The organism is Ramlibacter aquaticus (assembly GCF_015159745.1).
Taxonomy (GTDB): Bacteria; Pseudomonadota; Gammaproteobacteria; order Burkholderiales; family Burkholderiaceae_C; genus Ramlibacter; species Ramlibacter aquaticus.
Genome location: NZ_JADDOJ010000086.1, coordinates 1 through 17,131, shown reverse-complemented (window position 1 = coordinate 17,131; position 17,131 = coordinate 1). Strand labels below are relative to the sequence as shown.

Sequence of the window (17,131 nt, the reverse complement as noted above, 5' to 3'; positions counted from 1 at the left end):
GCGCCACGCGCGAGTACAAGCTGCCCAACGGCTTCACGCTCATCGTGCGGCCGGACCACCGCGCACCGACCGCGGTCCAGATGGTCTACGTGCGCGTGGGCTCCATGGATGAGGTCGACGGTTGGTCGGGCCTGGCGCACATGCTGGAGCACATGCTCTTCAAGGGCACCAAGACCCTGAAGCCGGGCGAGTTCTCGCAGCGCGTGGCCGCGCTGGGCGGGCGTGAGAACGCCTCCACCATGCAGGACACCACGCTCTACTTCCAGCAGATCCCGGCCAACCGGCTGGAAGACGTGATGAAGCTGGAGTCCGACCGCTTCGCCAACAACCAGTGGCCGGACGACGAGTTCAAGCGCGAGCTGGAAGTGGTCAAGGAGGAGCGCCGCTGGCGCATCGAGGACAACCCCCGCTCCCGCCTGTGGGAGGCCCTGGGCGCGGCCACCTTCGAGGCCTCGCCCTACCGGCGGCCCGTGATCGGCTGGATGAGCGACCTGGACAGCATGCACCCGCAGGACGCGCGCGATTTCTACCACCGCTGGTACGTGCCCGCCAACGCCGTGGTCGTGGTCGCCGGCGACGTGGACCCGCAGAAGGTGCTGCAGCTGGCCACCAAGTACTACGGCAGCATCCCGGCGCGCCCCGTGCCCGAGCGCAAGCCGCGCATCGAGCCCGCGCAGGCCGGCGAGCGCCGTATCGACTTCAAGGCCCCGGCCGAGCAGGCCTACGTGGCGCTGGCCTTCAAGGTGCCGCAGCTCACCTCCTTCGAGGACACGCCCGCCAACAACGACGCGCTGGCCCTGACGGTGCTGTCCGCCGTGCTCGACGGCTACAGCGGCGCCCGCCTGGACCGTGCGCTCACCCAGGGCCCGGACCGCGTGGCCGACGGCGCCAGCGCCGACAACGGCCTCTGGGGCCGCGGGCCGCAGCTGTTCACCCTCTCGGGCGTGCCCGCCAAGGGCAAGACGCCGGAGCAGGTGGAGGCGGCCCTGCGGGCCGAGGTGGCCCGCGTGGCCCGCGACGGCGTGACCGAGGCCGAGCTGCAGCGCGTGAAGACGCAGTGGATCGCCAGCCAGGTCTACAAGCGCGACTCCGTCATGAACCAGGCCCGCGAACTGGGCAGCTACTGGATCAACGGCTTCCCGCTGGACGCCGACGAGCGCCTGATCGCGCGCCTGCGCCAGGTCACGGCCGCCCAGGTGCAGCAGGTGGCCGCCAAGTATTTCGGCGACGACCAGCTCACCGTGGGCATCCTGCGCCCGCAGCCGCTGGACCCCAACCGCAAACCCCGCACCGCGCCCCCGGCGGGCGTGCGCGACTGAAGGCATGACACGCATGTTCACCCGCAAGCCCCGACTCGCCGCCGCCCTTGCCGCCGCGGGCACCGTGCTGGCCCTGGCGGCCGGCCCCGCCTCGGCCGCCATCCCGATCCAGAAGTGGACGCAGCCCAGCGGCGCCCAGGTCTACCTGGTCGAGAGCCCCTCCATCCCCATGGTCGACGTGCGCGTGGAGTTCGATGCCGGCAGCCGGCGCGAGCCCGACACGCAGGCCGGCCTGGCCGCCGTCACCGCCGGCATGACCTCCAAGGGCATCGCCGCCCACGGCAGCGAACCGGCCCTGGACGAGAACCAGCTCGGCGAGGCCTGGGCCGACCTGGGCGCCGACTTCGACGCCGGGGCCGGCAACGACCGCATGGGCTTCTCGCTGCGTTCGCTGACCTATCCCGACATCCTGCCGCGCGCGGTGGCGCTGGCCGCGCGCCAGCTGGGCGAGCCGGCCTTCCCCGAGGCGGTCTGGCAGCGCGAGCGCGAGCGCATCTCGGCCGGCATCCGCGAGGCGGACACGCGCCCGGCCACGGTGGCGGGCAAGGCCTTCCGCAAGGCGGTGTACAGCGGCCATCCCTACGGCCACGAGACCACGCCCGAGTCGCTCTCGCACATCGGCGTGGCCGACATGCGGCGCTTCTACGGCCTGCTGGAGCCCTGCCGGGCCAAGGTGAGCATCGTGGGCGCGGTCTCGCGGGCCCAGGCCGACCAGATCGTCACCACCCTGCTGTCGCGCCTGCCGGCCGCCCAGGCCGGCCAGTGCGCCGCGCTGCCGGCGGTGCCCGAGGTGCCGCCGCTGGCCGCGCCGTCCGAGATCGACGTCCCCTTCGCCGCCGCCCAGGCCCAGGTGCTGCTGGGCCAGCCCGGCGCCAAGCGCAAGGACCCCGACTTCTTCCCGCTGCTGGTGGGCAACTACGTGCTGGGCGGCGGCGGCCTGGTGTCGCGCCTGTCGGCCGAGGTGCGTGAGAAGCGCGGCCTGACCTACGGCGTGGGCAGCGGCTTCTCGCCCGGCATGCACGCGGGCGCCTTCGGCATCAGCCTGAGCACCCGGCCCGACCAGGCCGCGCAGGCCCTGCAGGTGGTGCGCGAGGTGCTGCAGCGCTTCGTCAAGGACGGCCCGACCGAGAAGGAGCTGCAGGCCGCCAAGGACTACTACATCGGCGGCTTCCCGCTGCTCCTGGACAGCAACCGCAAGCTGCTGGACAACATCGCCAACATCGCCTGGTACGACCTGCCGCTGGACTACCTGGACACCTGGGTGGACCACATCCGGGCGGTGACCCCGGCGCAGGTGCGGACGGCCTTCGAGCGCAAGCTGGACCCGCAGCGCATGGTGACGGTGGTGGTGGGGGCCCAGCCGCCCGCGGTGGCCGCGGCGCCCGCCAAGCCCTGATCGGCCGCCCGCTGCCCTGCGCTGGCCCGGGGCAGGCACATTCTGGCTCCTGGCGTGACCTGGCACCCTGTCATTGTTGACAGGGGGTGGCACGGACCGGCCGCCCGCCTGCTTCACAATCACTGTCGAGCTGTCACGCTTGAGATGTCGGGTGAGGGGCAGGCCGGCAGGGAGTCGCTTCCGCAAGAGGAGCGCGCCGGCTTCGCTTAAGCTTGCCCGCATGGCAACCCGAACGGCATCCCGCGCCGCCCCGCATGAAGTGCGCATCATCGGCGGCCAATGGAAGCGCACCCGACTGGCCGTGCTGGACCGGCCGGGCCTGCGCCCCACGCCCGACCGCGTGCGCGAAACCCTCTTCAACTGGCTGGGCCAGGACCTGTCCGGCTGGCGCTGCGTCGACGTGTTCGCCGGCACCGGCGCGCTGGGCTTGGAAGCCGCCTCGCGCGGCGCGGCCGAGGTGCTGCTGGTCGAGCAGGACCCGCAGCTCGTGGAGCGCTTGCGCGCCACGGTGTCCAGGCTGGACGCGCAGGCCGTGGTCGCGGTCCAGCGCGGCAACGGCCTGAACCTGCTGGCCGGCCTCGCGCCCGCCAGCCGCGACCTGGTCTTCCTGGACCCCCCCTTCGACGCCGACCTGTGGGCGAAGGCGTTGCGCGCCGCGGCGGCCGCCGTCCAGCCCGAAGGCCGCATCTACCTGGAGGCGCCCAGCGCCTGGGACGATGCGGCGCTGGCGCCCTACGGCCTGGTGCTGCAACGCCACCTCAAGGCGGGCGCCGTGCACGCCCACTTGCTGGGCCGGGCTGCATAATCCGCCGGAAACGAAGCCGACGCAGCGGCCAGGCCGCAGGAGACCCCCATGTCCAACAGTGTGCTTGCCGTCTACCCCGGCACTTTCGACCCCATGACCCTGGGCCATGAGGATGTGGTGCGGCGCGCGACCCAGCTGTTCGACCGGGTCATCGTGGCCGTGGCGGCCGGCCACCACAAGAAGGCCATGTTCACCCTGGCCGAGCGGATCGACATGGTGCGCGAGCTCACCAAGGGCTACCCCCAGGTGGCGGTGGAGAGCTACTCCGGCCTGCTGCGCGACTTCATGGTGGCGCGCGGTGGCAAGGCGGTGGTGCGCGGGCTGCGCGCGGTGACCGACTTCGACTACGAGTTCCAGCTGGCCGGCATGAACCGAAGCCTGATGCCGGCGGTGGAAACCATCTTCCTCACGCCCAGCGACAAGTACCAGTTCATCAGCAGCACCTTCGTGCGCGAGATCGCCGTGCTCGGCGGCGAGGTCGACAAGTTCGTCTCGCCGCTGGTGCAGCAGCGCCTGATGGAGAAGGTGCGCGCGCTGGGCCGCGACAACTGAGCGCGCGCCGCGCTCAGTCCAGCGTCTGCGCCGCCGGCGTGGGCGGGCTGGGCCAGGGGCGCTGCGGCCCGCGCAGCAGCTCGAAGGCCCGCGAGATGCGCAGCACGCCCAGGTCGTCGAAACGACGACCCGCGATCTGCAGGCCGATCGGCAGCCCGCCGGCGGTGTAGCCGCAGTTGATCGAGGCGGCCGGCTGCTCCGACATGTTGAAGGGCACCGTGAAGGCGATGTGCTCCAGCGGGCGCATCGGGTCGTTGGTGGGCGAGGCCCATTCCGCCGGTGCGGCGGGGCCCGGCGACACCGGCGACAGGACGAGGTCGTAGGGCGCGCAAGCGGCGACCGTGGCCACGCGCGTCTCATGGAAGCGGCTGGCGGCACGGAACACCGCCTCGCCCGTCATGCCGGCCGCGCTGTCGGCCCAGGCCCGGATGTAGGGCAGCACCGCCGCCCGGCGTGCGCGGGGCAGGGCCTGCAGGTCCATGTGCGAGCGCATGCGCCAGAAGTGGTCCATGCCGTCCAGCATCTCGGGCCTGAGGAAGGGCGCCATGGGCTCCACGTGCGCGCCGGCCTGCTCGAACAGCCGGGCCGCGGCCTGCACCGCCTCGCGCACTTCGGCGTCCACCGGCAGGCCGCACCCGGCGTCCAGCAGCAGGCCGATGCGCAGGCCGCGCAGCAGGGCAGGGCCGCGTTCGATGTCGGTCCAGGCGATGTCCTGGAAGGGCAGGCTCATGCTGTCGCGCGCGTCCGGCAGGCTGAGCACCTGCATCGCCCAGGCCGCGTCCGCCACGGTGCGCGTCATGGGGCCGGCCGCGCGGCCGGTGTAGGGCGGATCGATGGGGATGCGGCCCAGGCTGGGCTTGAGCGTGAAGATGCCGCACCAGCCCGCCGGCAGGCGCAGCGAGCCGCCGATGTCGGTGCCCAGGTGCAGCGGGCCGTAGCCCGCGGCCGCGGCCGCGCCCGCGCCCGCGCTGGAGCCGCCCGGCGTGCACGCCAGGTCCCAGGGGTTGCGCGCCAGCGCATGGAAGCTGGACAGGCCCGAGGACAGCATGCCGTAGTCGGGCATGGTGGTCTTGGCCAGAAACACCGCGCCCGCTTCGCGCAGGCGCGCCGCCGGCGGCGCATCGGCCGCGGCCGGCACCAGTTCGCAGGCCGCGGTGCCCAGGGGCGTGGGGTCGCCGCGTGTTGCGATGTTGTCCTTGATGGTGACCGGCACGCCGTCCAGCGGGCCCAGCGGCTGGCCGTGCAGCCAGCGCGCCTCGCTCTCGCGCGCCTGGGCCATCACCCGCTCGGGCTGCAGCAGGTACAGCGCCTGCAGGTGGCGCTCCCAGAGCTCCACGTGGCCCAGCACCGCCTCGGCCACCTCCACCGGGGAGAAATCGCGCCGGCGGAAGCCCTCGACCAGCTGCGGCACGCCCAGCGCGTGCAGGGCGTCGCTGCCTGCGGCGGGTGCGGCCATGCTCAGCCCCAGGACAGCGCCGCCAGGTCGTTCACCGACACCGGCATGTCCTTCCACAGCCCCTTGAGCTCCTTGCGGGCGATGGTGGGGAACTGGGGCTGGAACAGGTAGCCGTTCACCGCGTCGGTGGCCAGCAGCGTCTGGATCTCGCCCAGCAGCCTGGCGCGTTCCTTCGCGTTGCCGGTGGCCTTGAGCTTGTCGTAGAGCGCGTTGAACTTCGGCGACTGCCAGCCGAAGTAGTAGTCGGGCTTGGCGTAGTTGCCCAGGTCGAAGGCCTCCACGTGCGAGACGATGGTGAGGTCGAAGTTGTGCGGGCCGCCGAAGGTGCCGGACAGCCACTGCGCCCACTCCACGTTCTGGATCTTGACGTTGATGCCCACCTTGGCCAGCTCCGAGGCGATCACCTCGCCGCCCTGGCGCGCGTAGGCCGGCGGCGGCAGCGTCATCACCAGCTCCAGCGGGGTCTTCACGCCGGCTTCGGCCAGCAGCTGCCGGGCCTTGTCGGGGTTGTAGGGGTTGATCGCCGTGGTGTCGATGTAGCCCTCGGCGCCCGGCACGTAATGGCTGCCTATGGGCTGGCCGAAGCCGTCGGCCGCACCCTGGATCACCGCCTTGCGGTCGATGGCGGCCAGGATGGCGCGGCGCACGCGCACGTCGTCCAGCGGCTTGTGCCGGTGGTTGATCGAGAGGATGGTCTTGGCGCGCGAGCCGCCCACCAGCACCTGGAAGCGCGGGTCGTTGCGGAACTGCGGAACGATGCGCGTGGGCACGCGCGGGAAGGCGTCCACATCGCCGGAGAGCAGGGCGGCGGCGGCGGCGGCCGGGTCGGAGATGAAGCGGAAGGTCGCCTGCGAGATCTTCACCTTGGCGGCGTCGCGCCAGCCGGGCCACTTCACCAGCACGGCGCTGGCGCCCTTGTTCCAGGCCTGCAGCTGGTACGGGCCGGTGCCCACCGGCCGGGTGGCGTTGGTGTCCACGCTGCGGGGCTCCACGATGATGGCGGTGGGCTGGCCGAGCAGGAACGGCAGGTCGGGGTCGATCTCCTTGTTGAGCAGCACCACGGTGTGCTCGTCCACCACCTGCGTCGTGAGGTTGGCGAAGGTGCGCTTGTCCTTGTTGGTGCTCTTGTCGCCGCCCGCGCGGTCGAAGGCGAACTTGACCGTGTTCGCGTTGAAGGGCTCGCCGTTGTGGAACTTCACGCCCTTGCGCAGGCGGAAGGTGTAGGTCTTGAGGTCGGGCGAGACTTCCCAGCTCTCGGCCAGCAGCGGGGTGACCTTGTTGTCGCTGCCGATCTTGGTCAGCGTCTCGAAGATGTTGTAGAGCGTGATCTCGCCGATGGCCGCGGCGGCGTTGGCGGTGGGGTCCAGCCCCGGCGGCTCCAGCTGCATCGCCAGGGTGACCCGGTCCTTGCGGCCCTGGGCCAGGGCGGGCAGGGCCAGGGGCAGTGCGCCGGCGGCGGCGGCCGTGAGCAGGGTGCGGCGTTTCATGGCGGTCTCCTCGTTCTGGGCCGGGCGTGCGCGGGGCCCGCCACCGGCATTCGGAAAGCGATAGCTTATGCGATCGCGGCGCGGGGCACGGCCTCCACCAGGGCGCGGGTGTAGGGATGCGCGGGCGCCGAGAACATGGCGGCCGGATCGCCCCGCTCCACCACCTCGCCGTCGCGCAGCACCAGGGCCTCGTCGCACAGCTGCTGCACGATGGCCAGGTCGTGGCTGATGAGCAGGAAGGCGATGCCGAACTGCGCCTGCAGGTCCTGCATGAGGTTCAGCACCTGGGCCTGCACGGACACGTCGAGCGCGCTCACCGGCTCGTCGGCCACGATCAGGCGCGGCCGCGTGATGAGCGCGCGCGCGATCGCGATGCGCTGGCGCTGGCCGCCGGAGAATTCGTGCGGGTACTTGGCGAGGTCGCTGGCGCGCAGGCCCACGGCCTGCAGCGCGTCGGCCGCGCGTGCCTGCTGCTCGACGCGCGCCACCCCCTGCGCCGACAGCGGCTCGGCGACGATGCGGGCCACGGTGCAGCGCGGGTCCAGCGAACCGTAGGGGTCCTGGAACACCATCTGGAAGTCGCGCCGGGCCTGGCGCAGGGCCTCGCGCGGCAGGGCGTGCAGGTCGCGTCCGAGCAGGCGCACGCTGCCGGCGCTGGGCGTGTCCAGCGCCATCACCAGGCGCGCCAGCGTGGACTTGCCGGAGCCGGATTCGCCCACGATGCCCAGGCTGCGGCCGGCTTCCATGCGAAAGCTCACGCCCCGCAGTGCCTGCACCCGCCCGGGTGGCCTGAACAGGCTCTCGCGCGGCAGCGCGTAGTCGCGGCGCAGCCCGCTCACTTCCAGCAGCGGAGGCTGCGCGGCGGCGGCGCCGGGGGGCGTGGTGGTGACGGCAGCGCCGTCCTGCTTGGCTCGGGGTGCCGTGGTCATGCGGCCTCCTGGCGCGCCGCCGCCACGGCGTCCAGCCGAACGCAGCGCGCGAACTGGCCCGGCGCGGTTTCCACGGCCGGGGGAGGTGCCGACTCGCACAGGGGCGCCGTGAAAGGGCAGCGGCCGGCGAAGCGGCATCCCGCGGGCAGCTCGGCCAGTTCGGGCACGCTGCCGGGCAGCGTGGCCAGGCGTTCGCCGCGGCGGCGCGAGAGCGCCGGCCGGGCGCCCAGCAGGCCCAGGGTGTAGGGGTGCGCAGGGTGGGCGAAGACCTGCGCCGTGGGACCCGTCTCCACCGCCGTGCCGCCGTACATCACCAGCATGCGGCGCACGTTCTGCGCGATCACGCCCAGGTCGTGCGAGATCAGCACCAGCGCCATGCCGCGCTCGGTGACCAGGTCCGCCATCAGCTCGAGGATCTGCTTTTGCACCGTCACGTCCAGCGCGGTGGTGGGCTCGTCCGCCAGGAGCAGGCGCGGGCCGCAGGCCAGCGCCGCGGCGATCATGATGCGCTGGCGCTGGCCGCCCGAGAACTGGTGCGGGTAGGCGGCGGCGCGCTGTGCCGCATCGGGGATGCCCACGCGCTCCAGCAGGGCGATGGCCTCGCGCAGGGCCTGTTGCCGGTCCAGGCCGCGGTGCAGGCGCAGCGGCTCGGCCACCTGCGCGCCCACGGTGTGCAGCGGGTTGAGGGCGGTCATGGGCTCCTGGAACACCATGCCCATGCGGTCGCCGCGCAGCGCATCCAGGGCCCGCTCGGGCCGCCCCAGCAGTTCCTCGCCCTCGAAGCGGATGCTGCCCGTGGCGCGCGCGGACTCGGGCAGCAGGCCCATGAGCGCGAGCGCCGTGAGCGACTTGCCCGAACCCGATTCGCCGACGATGCCCAGGGTCTCGCCCGCCTCCAGCGAGAAGGAGAGATCGCGCACCGCCGCGGCGGGGCCGTGCGCCGTCTGCAGCGTGATCGTGAGGTCGCGGACGTCCAGCAGCGCCATGGTCGTCAGCGCTGGCGGGCCAGCCGCGGGTCCAGCAGGTCGCGCAGCCCGTCGCCCAGCAGGTTCAGGCCCAGCACCGCCAGCGCGATGCACAGGCCCGGGTACACGCCCAGCCAGGGCGCCTGGAACAGCAGGCTCTGCGCCTCGCTCAGCATGCGGCCCCAGGAAGGCTGCGGCGGCTGCGTGCCCAGGCCCAGGTAGGAGAGCGCGGCCTCGGCCAGGATCGCGATGGCGAAGCGGATGGTGGCCTGCACGATGAGCACGGGCGCGATGTTGGGCAGCACATGCTCCAGCGTGATCGCGAGCCGGCCCTTGCCGGCCGCGCGCGCCGCCAGCACGTACTCGCGCTGCCAGACCGCGTTGGCCGAGGCGCGCGTGATGCGCGCGAAGCTGGGGATGTTGTAGAGCCCGATCGCCACCATCGCGATCACCATGCCCGGGCCGAACACCGCCGTGAGCATGATGGCCGAGAGGATGGCGGGGAAAGCGAAGCCGAAGTCGGCCAGCCGCATCAGGACCTCCTCCGTCCAGCCGCGCAACGCCGAGGCCAGCAGGCCCAGCGCGGTGCCCACGGACAGGCCGATGCCCACGGCAACCACGCCCACCACGATGGAGGCGCGTGCGCCCACCAGCAGCTGCGCGGCGATGTCGCGGCCGAAGGCGTCGGTGCCCAGCCAGTGGGCGCTGCTGGCGGCCTGCAGCCGGGCCGCCATGTCGACCTCGGTGGCGGAGCCGGGCGTCCACACCAGCGAGAGCGCGGCCGCGGCCAGCAGCGCCAGCGTGAGCGCGGCCCCGATCGCGAAGCTGGGATGGCGCAGCGCGCGCATCACAGGTCGGCGGCCTTCACCCGCGGATCGATCACGGCGTAGAGCAGGTCCACCACGAAGTTGACGATGACCACCATGGCGGCGAGCAGCATCACGCAGTTGCGCACCACGATCAGGTCGCGGTTGGCGATGGACTGGAAGATCAGGCGGCCCAGCCCGGGCAGGTAGAACACGTTCTCCACCACGATGGTGCCGGCCAGCAGCTCGGCGAACTGCAGGCCCATCACGGTCACCACGGGGATCATGGCGTTGCGCAGCACGTGGCCCCAGAGCGCGCCGCGGCGCGACACGCCGCGCGCCCGCGCGGTGCGCACGAAGTCCTCGCGCAAGACGTCGAGCACGGCCGAGCGCGTGATGCGCGCGAGGATGGCCGACTGCACCACCGCCAGGGCAATGGCGGGCAGCAGCAGCGCGCGCAGGCCGGGCAGCAGGCCCTCGTCCCAGCCCGGGAATCCGCCCGCGGAGAACCACTGCAGCTTCACCGAGAAGAGCAGGATCAGCAGGATCGCGAACCAGAAGTTGGGCACCGCCACGCCCAGCTGCGAGAGCGCCATCACGCCCACGTCGGGCGCTTTGTTGTGGTGCGAAGCCGCGTAGACGCCGGCGGCGATCGCGACCACGGCCGTGAGCGTCATCGCCATCAGCGCCAGCGGCACCGTGAGCGCAAGCCGCTCGCGCACCAGCTCGCCGACCGGCGAGCCGTAGGCGTAGCTCAGGCCCATGTCGCCGGTGAAGAGGCCGTGGATCCAGGCCAGGTAGCGCTCGTGCACCGGGTGGTCCAGGCCGAGCTTGGCGGTGAGCGCCTGGATGGCCTCGGGTGACGCGTCGGCCCCCATGAGCACCTGGGCCGCATTGCCGGGCAGCACCTCCAGCACGCCGAATACCACCAGCGACGCGCCCGCCAGCGTCGCCAGGAGGGTGATCAGGCGCTTGAGGAGGAAGACGCTCATGAAGCAGCGGATAATGCCAGAACCATGGCCTTGATGATTACCGACGAGTGCATCAACTGCGATGTGTGCGAGCCGGAATGCCCCAACCAGGCGATCTACCTCGGCCCCGAGATCTACGAGATCGACCCGGACAAATGCACCGAGTGCGTGGGCCACTTCGATGAGCCGCAGTGCGTGCAGGTCTGCCCCGTGGCCTGCATCCCCGTCAACCCGCAGCGCATCGAGAACCGCGAGACGCTCTGGCAGAAGTACCAGCGCCTGACCGGCAAGGTGGACGACGCGGCCGCTGCGCCCGCGGCCCCCGGCCCCCAATCCTGATCAGTGCCGCGCCGCGCTGGCGGCGGCACCTGCCGGCGCTGCCTTGGCAGGCTTGGGCTTCTTCGCCTTGGCGGCCTTGGGCGGCTTGGGCACCTTGGCCTTGAACAGCGGCCCGTTCGGCTCCGGCAGGTCGTCCGCGGCCGCGGGGGGCACGGGCGCGCGCGGCGCATCCCGCTCGGCGCGCAGCCGCTGCTGTTCCAGGGTGCGTGCCGCCTGGGCCTCGCGCGCCACCTGGGCCTCGTGCAGCGCACGCTCGTCAGGGCTCCGGGGGTCCTGGGCCGTGATCGCCTGGCCGCCGGGGCAGGGCTGCGCCTGGTAGGTGTTGCCGCAGCGCCAGACGCCCTGGGCGGTTGCCTGGGCCCATGAAGGCGCGGCGCACATCAGCATGGCGAGAAGCGCCAGGGTGGCCCGGATGATGATGCGTGGTGGCGGTGGTGGCAGCAGGATCATCGGGGCCTCGCAAGGGGCCGCCCTTCAGGTGGGCGGTGCCGGCGGAGTCTGCGCCGGCCGGGGCGGCTTGGGCCGTGGCGGCTTCGTGGTGTGCACCATTTGCGTCGCCTTGGGCATGTCCCCGGCGATGAACTCGGGCGCCGCCTTGAGCGTGCGCTCTATGCAGGCTTCCATGGCGCTGCGCTGGTCGGGCGCGGGCCGCTTCAGCACCCAGTTCGCGACCTCCGCGCGGTCCCCCGGGTGGCCGATGCCCAGGCGCAGCCGCCAGTACTGGTCGGTGCCCAGCTGGGCGTGGATGTCGCGCAGGCCGTTGTGGCCCGCATGGCCGCCGCCGAACTTCAGCTTGGCCTCGCCGGGCGGGATGTCCAGCTCGTCGTGCACGACCAGGATCTCCTCCGGCTTGATCTTGTAGAAGCGCGCCAGCTGCGCCACCGACCGCCCCGACAGGTTCATGAAGGTCTGCGGCTCCAGCAGCCACACCGTGGCGGTGCCGGAGCCGCTGCGGCCCACCAGCCCCTGGAAGCCCCTTTCCATCACCAGGCTGGCCTTGAGCTCGCGCGCCAGCGCGTCCACCCACCAGAAGCCGGCGTTGTGGCGGGTGTCCTCGTAATCGGGGCCCGGGTTGCCCAGGCCGACGAACAGCTTGATCATGGTCAGGATTATCCGGTGGCCTGAAAAGCGAACGGCCCACCGAAGTGGGCCGTCCAGGTGCCAGGCGGCGAAGGATTACTTCTTGGCCTTGGCTTCGGGCTTGGCGTCCTTGGCCGGGGCAGCGGCGTCCGCGGCCGGAGCGGCTTCGGCGGCCTCGTCGCCACCGCCGGTCTGCACCACGGAGACCAGCACCGGGTTCGCCTTGCCGTGCGTCACGGCCGAGACGCCCTTGGGCAGCTGGATGTCGTTCAGGTGCAGGGACATGCCCTTCTTCAGGCCGGACAGGTCGACCTCGATGAACTCGGGCAGGTCGCCGGGCAGGCAGGAGATGTCCAGCTCGGACATGACGTGGTTGACCACGCAGTGCTCGAACTTGACGGCCTGGGATTCCTCGGCGTTCTTGTAGTGGACCGGCACCTTCATGTGCAGCTTGGTCTTGGCGTCCACGCGCTGGAAGTCGATGTGCAGGACCTGCTGCTTGTACGGGTGGTACTGCACGTCACGCAGCAGCACCTTGGCAGCCTGGCCGTTCACTTCCATGTCCAGAATGGACGAGTGGAAGGTTTCCTTCTTCAGGGCGTGCCACAGGGCGTTGTGGTCCAGTTCGACCAGCTGGGGCTGGCCCTCGCCACCGTAGACGATGCCGGGCGTGCGGCCCGTGTTGCGGAGACGGCGGCTCGCACCCGTGCCCTGCTTGGCGCGCTCGAAAGCGACGAATTTCATATCTAACTCCGGTTGAAGCCCACCGCGACCAGTGTGGCTCCCGTTTCAAAAAGGCGCCGCGGAAGGCGGCGCCGCAAAAGTCCTCAGAACAGGTTGTTCTGTTCCGAGAACAGGCTCATCACCGACTCGCCCTTGGCAATGCGCTGGATCGTTTCGGCGACCAGCGGAGCCACGGACAGTTGGCGGATCTTGGCGCAGCCGCGGGCTGCGTCGGACAGGGGGATGGTGTTGGTGACCACGACCTCGTCCAGGGCCGAACCCTTGGCGATGCGCTCGATCGCCGGGCCGGAAAAGATCGGGTGCGTGCAGTACGCATACACGTGCTTGGCGCCACGTTCCTTCAGCACCTCGGCCGCCTTCACCAGCGTGCCGGCGGTGTCGATCATGTCGTCCATGATGACGCAGTTGCGGCCTTCGATCTCGCCGATCACGTGCATGACCTCGCTCACGTTGGCGCGCGGGCGGCGCTTGTCGATGATGGCGAGGTCGGTGCCCAGCTGCTTGGCCAGGGCGCGCGCGCGCACCACGCCGCCCACGTCGGGCGAGACCACGATCAGGTTCTCGTAGTTCTTCTGGCGCAGGTCGTTGAGCAGCACCGGCGAGGCGTAGATGTTGTCGACCGGGATGTCGAAGAAGCCCTGGATCTGGTCGGCGTGCAGGTCCATGGTGAGCACGCGCGAGACGCCCACGGTCTGCAGCAGGTTGGCCACCACCTTGGCCGAGATCGGCACGCGCGAGGAGCGCGGACGGCGGTCCTGGCGGGCATAGCCGAAGTAGGGGATCACGGCACTGATGCGCTCGGCCGAGGCGCGCTTGAGCGCGTCGACCATGATGAGCAGCTCCATCAGGTTCTCGTTGGTCGGGGCGCAGGTGGACTGCACCACGAACACGTCGCGTGCGCGCACGTTGGTGTTGATCTCGACCGTCACCTCGCCGTCGGAGAAGCGGCCGACCGAAGCCGCGCCCAGCGTGATGCCCAGGTGGCCCGCAATCTCCGCGGCCAGCGCGGGATTGGCGTTGCCGGTGAACACCATGAAATCAGGAACGTTGGAAGTGACCTGCATCTGCGGAACCCAGCGATCAGTAAATTAATCGGGGTCAGACCCCGATCTCTTGCGCGTCAGCGAAACTGGCAGGGGAGGAAGGACTCGAACCCTCGCATGCCGGAATCAAAATCCGGTGCCTTAACCAACTTGGCGACTCCCCTACACGGGTTGCCGGCTGCAATCAGCCGACCACCGATGAATCGTCGCTGGGAGCCCACCCAGCCAGAGGATGGGCTTCCATGTTGCTGCACACCCGGACCTGCCAGCGAGCCGGTGCCGCCGCGGGGGTGGCCTCGCCGGGAAGGGGCGCGAAAACCGCGCTGCCCGACCCGGTCATGCGCCCCGAAAGGCCCTGCGCCGCCAGCCATTCGAGGGCTTGGGCGACACCTGGGCACAACCGCTGGGCAACCGGCTGCAGAACATTGCGCCCGAAGGCGTAAGGGTTTGCAGCAAAGCCTGAGAGTATAGCAGGCTCATGGCTGCGTTGTAGGAGGGGGTCGGAAAAGATTTTCGCGGTCTCCAGGCCCTCGGGCGGCTTGGCGACCAGGAAGCGGCCCGGCGGCAGCGCCAGCGGGGTCAGCCGCTCGCCGATGCCCTCGACCCAGGCGTTGTGCCCGCCCAGGAAGAAGGGCACATCCGCCCCCAGCCGCACGCCCAGCGCGGACAGGCGCGCGACGCTCCAGCCCAGGCCCCACAGCCGGTTGAGCGCCAGCAGGGTGGATGCGGCGTCGGAGGAGCCGCCGCCCATGCCGGCCTGCGCCGGCACCCGCTTCTCGATCGCGATGTGCGCGCCCCAGGGGGTGCCGCTGGCCTGCTGCAGCGCCCGGGCGGCGCGCAGCACCAGGTCGTCCGGCGGCAGTTCGGCCGCCAGGTCCTCGCGGCTCAGGCCGCCGCCTTCGCGCCGCTCGAAGTGCAGCGTGTCGCACCAGTCGATGAGCATGAAGGCCGATTGCAGCTCGTGCATGCCGTCGGGGCGCCGCCCCAGCACGTGCAGGAATAGGTTGAGCTTGGCCGGCGCCGCAACGTCCAGGATCGCGCGCATGGCTCAGCGGTCCAGCACCAGGCGCAGCTCGGCCGGTGGCGGCGGCTGGGTGCGGTGGGCGGCCAGCCGGCCGTCCGCGATGCGGGAGAGGTCGGGCGTCCAGCCGGGCACCGGCGTGGGCCGGCCGTCCAGCCAGTCGAACAGGGCCGCGACCGGAATGGGCGTGCCCGTGGCGGCGGCCGCCAGCGCGTCCAGGGAGCCGTACTCCTCCACCGTCCCGTTGGCCTCCAGCCGGGCGTGGCCGGGCTGCCACTTCAGCACGGCCAGGGTGGAGCCTATCGGGGTGCTCAGGCTCAGGCTGCCCTCGCTCGGGCTGCCGTCGAGCTGGAAGCTGGCCGAGACGGCGGACTGGGCCTGCGCCTGGCCGGCGGCGTCCAGCACCGTCAGGCCGAGCCGGCCGCTCCAGTGGCGGGCGTCCGGGGCCGGCGGGGCGACCGTCGCGCAACCGGCCAGCCACAGCGCGGCCACCAGCGCAGGCCAGGCGGCCCGGCGCCGGGGCAGGGGCCTCATGGCTTCTGCCCGGCGCGCAGGCGCTTGATGGTCTCCTGCAGCGTCTCGTTGTCGGCGCCCAGGATCAGGCCTTCCTTGAAGATGGCCTGCGCGCCGTCCTTGTCGCCCAGGCTCCACAGCACCTCGCCCAGGTGGGCGGCGATCTCGGGGTCGGGCCGGCTCTTGTAGGCCTGCTGCAGGATGCGGGCGGCCTCGGGCTTGTTGCCCAGGCGGAACTCGACCCAGCCCAGGCTGTCGGCGATGAAAGGATCGTCGGGCGCGAAGCTCAGCGCCTTCTGCACCAGGGCGCGGGCCTCGGTCAGGCGCACGTTGTGCTCGGCGAGGGAGTAGCCCAGCGCGTTGTAGGCCTGGTGGTAGTCGGGCTTGGCCGCGATCACGCGGCGCAGCAGCTTCTCCATGTCGTCCAGCTTGCCCATGCGCTCGGCCAGCATGGCCTGCTCGTACACCAGGTCGGGGTCCAGGGGCGGCTTCTCGGCCGCCTGGCCCAGGAGCTCGTAGGCGGTCTTGTACTGCTTGGCGTCGCGCAGCAGCTGTACTTCGGCCAGCAGCTTGAGCCTGGCATCGCCTTCCTCGCGCTCGGGGATGGCGCGGATCAGCTTGCGGCCTTCCTCCAGCTTGCCCTGGCGGGCCAGGATGGAGGCGCGCCGCTGCTGGGCGGCGATCAGGTCCTGCGGGTCCTCGATCTTGTCCAGCCAGGCCGAGGCGAGGGCGTAGTCCTTGCGCTTTTCGGCCAGGCGCGAGAGCGACAGGTAGGCCTGGGCCAGGCCGCGGTTGCGGTCCTCGCCCTTCTTCTGGGCCTGGGCCAGCTCCACGTAGCGCTTGAAGGTGCGCTCGGCGTCGGCGTCGCGGTTGTCCTGGGCCTGCAGGGTGCCCAGGGCCAGCCAGGCCTCGGGGAGGTCGGGCTTCTCGCGCGTGACGACTTCGAGCTGGGCCGCGGCGTCCTTGTAGCGCGACAGGTCGATCAGGCTGCGGGCGTAGGCCATGCGCAGCTCGGGCAGGGGCTTGCCTTCCAGGTAGCGCTTGAACAGGGCCTCGGCCGCGGGCTGCTTGGCGTCGAGCAGCTCCAGGGCCAGCAGGGCGGGCGCCTCGGCGCCGGGCTGCACCGCCTGGGCCTTGCGCGCCGCCTCCAGGGCCGCGGGCGCATCCCCGGCGGCCAGGCGCATGCGGCCGACCGCCGTCCAGGCGGCCGCGCCGGTGTCGGGCTGGGCCAGGTACTCGGCCAGGGCCTGTTCGACCACGGCCGCGGCCTGCTTCTTGTCGGCCACCCGGCTGTAGAAGCGCGGCACCAGCCCCAGCATGGCGGGCCGGTCCGCGGCGTCGGTGAGCGCGACCTCGTTGTGCAGCGGCTCCCCGGTTTCGGCGACCCGGTTGAGCGCGATCAGGATGCGCAGCACGTAGTTGTTGGCTTCGCGCGAGCTCGGGTGGGCCTGGTGCCAGGCCTGCGCCGCCTTCAGCGCCGCGTCCCCCGAGCGGGCCTGGAAGGCGATCTCCACGGCGCGCTGGTAGAGCTGGGCGTCGCCGGTCTTGCGGGCGGCGTCCAGGATCAGGTTGTAGCCGGTGGCGGGCTCGTCGCCGCGCGCGCTCAGCTCGCCCAGCAGCAGCTGGTAGAAGAGCGTGGCGTCCAGGGCGGACTGCGCGGGCGGCCCGGCGGGCGTGGTGGGGTCGGCCGCCGATGCCGCGGGCG

18 protein-coding genes and 1 tRNA gene are annotated in these 17,131 nt (G+C 71.7%); 5 read left to right on the top strand and 14 right to left on the bottom strand.

The features are described from left to right. The 4 genes from IM725_RS16845 to coaD all read left to right on the top strand — a co-directional run. On the top strand, positions 1–1,319 hold a 1,319-nt coding region (locus IM725_RS16845; RefSeq protein WP_227753885.1), incomplete at its 5' end, for a M16 family metallopeptidase. Between the two features lie 4 nt (positions 1,320–1,323). After that, positions 1,324–2,715, top strand: a complete 1,392-nt coding sequence (locus tag IM725_RS16840) for a M16 family metallopeptidase (RefSeq protein ID WP_193781798.1) — start codon at positions 1,324–1,326, stop codon at positions 2,713–2,715. 220 nt (positions 2,716–2,935) lie between these two features. Beyond that, entirely contained in the window at positions 2,936–3,520 is a 585-nt protein-coding gene (rsmD, locus tag IM725_RS16835) for a 16S rRNA (guanine(966)-N(2))-methyltransferase RsmD (protein ID WP_193781797.1), read from the top strand. Positions 3,521–3,568: 48 nt separating this feature from the next. After that, entirely contained in the window at positions 3,569–4,072 is a 504-nt protein-coding gene (gene coaD, locus IM725_RS16830) for a pantetheine-phosphate adenylyltransferase (RefSeq protein WP_193781796.1), read from the top strand. Between the two features lie 13 nt (positions 4,073–4,085). On the opposite strand, the gene IM725_RS16825 is transcribed toward coaD, so the two are convergent. From IM725_RS16825 to IM725_RS16800, 6 genes are all read right to left on the bottom strand, one after another. Continuing rightward, positions 4,086–5,528: an amidase gene (locus IM725_RS16825; protein ID WP_193781795.1), complete on the bottom strand. Its 1,443-nt coding sequence runs from the start codon at positions 5,526–5,528 to the stop codon at positions 4,086–4,088. A 2-nt stretch (positions 5,529–5,530) separates the two neighbouring features. Then, positions 5,531–7,015, bottom strand: a complete 1,485-nt coding sequence (locus IM725_RS16820) for an ABC transporter substrate-binding protein (RefSeq protein WP_193781794.1) — start codon at positions 7,013–7,015, stop codon at positions 5,531–5,533. A gap of 65 nt (positions 7,016–7,080) precedes the next feature. After that, a complete protein-coding gene (locus IM725_RS16815; RefSeq protein WP_193781793.1) occupies positions 7,081–7,944 on the bottom strand; it encodes an ATP-binding cassette domain-containing protein in 864 nt (287 codons plus the stop codon). Then, positions 7,941–8,930 (bottom strand): ABC transporter ATP-binding protein, encoded by a 990-nt coding sequence (locus IM725_RS16810; RefSeq protein ID WP_193781792.1) that lies wholly within the window; start codon positions 8,928–8,930, stop codon positions 7,941–7,943. The genes IM725_RS16815 and IM725_RS16810 overlap by 4 nt, the downstream gene beginning before the upstream one ends. A gap of 5 nt (positions 8,931–8,935) precedes the next feature. Further along, positions 8,936–9,757 (bottom strand): ABC transporter permease, encoded by an 822-nt coding sequence (locus IM725_RS16805; protein ID WP_193781791.1) that lies wholly within the window; start codon positions 9,755–9,757, stop codon positions 8,936–8,938. Next, the gene (locus IM725_RS16800) at positions 9,757–10,707 is read right to left on the bottom strand and encodes an ABC transporter permease (RefSeq protein ID WP_193781790.1); all 951 of its coding nucleotides are present in this window, start codon (positions 10,705–10,707) and stop codon (positions 9,757–9,759) included. Before IM725_RS16800 ends, IM725_RS16805 begins: the two co-directional genes overlap by 1 nt. Before the next feature lie 24 nt (positions 10,708–10,731). On the opposite strand from IM725_RS16800, the gene IM725_RS16795 reads away from it, so the two are divergent. Continuing rightward, on the top strand, positions 10,732–11,025 hold the full coding sequence (locus IM725_RS16795; RefSeq protein ID WP_193781789.1) for a YfhL family 4Fe-4S dicluster ferredoxin: 294 nt from the start codon (positions 10,732–10,734) through the stop codon (positions 11,023–11,025). On the opposite strand, the gene IM725_RS16790 is transcribed toward IM725_RS16795, so the two are convergent. From IM725_RS16790 to IM725_RS16755, 8 genes are all read right to left on the bottom strand, one after another. Continuing rightward, entirely contained in the window at positions 11,026–11,475 is a 450-nt protein-coding gene (locus IM725_RS16790; protein WP_193781788.1) for a hypothetical protein, read from the bottom strand. 24 nt (positions 11,476–11,499) lie between these two features. After that, entirely contained in the window at positions 11,500–12,126 is a 627-nt protein-coding gene (gene pth, locus IM725_RS16785) for an aminoacyl-tRNA hydrolase (RefSeq protein WP_193781787.1), read from the bottom strand. Between the two features lie 75 nt (positions 12,127–12,201). Continuing rightward, the gene (locus tag IM725_RS16780) at positions 12,202–12,849 is read right to left on the bottom strand and encodes a 50S ribosomal protein L25/general stress protein Ctc (RefSeq protein WP_193781786.1); all 648 of its coding nucleotides are present in this window, start codon (positions 12,847–12,849) and stop codon (positions 12,202–12,204) included. Between the two features lie 83 nt (positions 12,850–12,932). Further along, entirely contained in the window at positions 12,933–13,913 is a 981-nt protein-coding gene (locus tag IM725_RS16775) for a ribose-phosphate pyrophosphokinase (protein WP_193781785.1), read from the bottom strand. Positions 13,914–13,979: 66 nt separating this feature from the next. After that, positions 13,980–14,056: transfer RNA gene (locus IM725_RS16770), tRNA-Gln, on the bottom strand. Positions 14,057–14,076: 20 nt separating this feature from the next. Beyond that, positions 14,077–14,937 carry a 4-(cytidine 5'-diphospho)-2-C-methyl-D-erythritol kinase gene (gene ispE, locus IM725_RS16765; protein ID WP_193781784.1) on the bottom strand — a complete coding sequence of 287 codons (861 nt, stop codon included), beginning with the start codon at positions 14,935–14,937 and terminating at the stop codon, positions 14,077–14,079. A 3-nt stretch (positions 14,938–14,940) separates the two neighbouring features. Then, positions 14,941–15,447 carry a lipoprotein insertase outer membrane protein LolB gene (locus tag IM725_RS16760; RefSeq protein ID WP_193781783.1) on the bottom strand — a complete coding sequence of 169 codons (507 nt, stop codon included), beginning with the start codon at positions 15,445–15,447 and terminating at the stop codon, positions 14,941–14,943. Then, positions 15,444–17,131: tetratricopeptide repeat protein (locus tag IM725_RS16755; RefSeq protein WP_193781782.1), on the bottom strand; the 1,688-nt coding region annotated here is incomplete at its 5' end. The genes IM725_RS16755 and IM725_RS16760, both read right to left, overlap by 4 nt.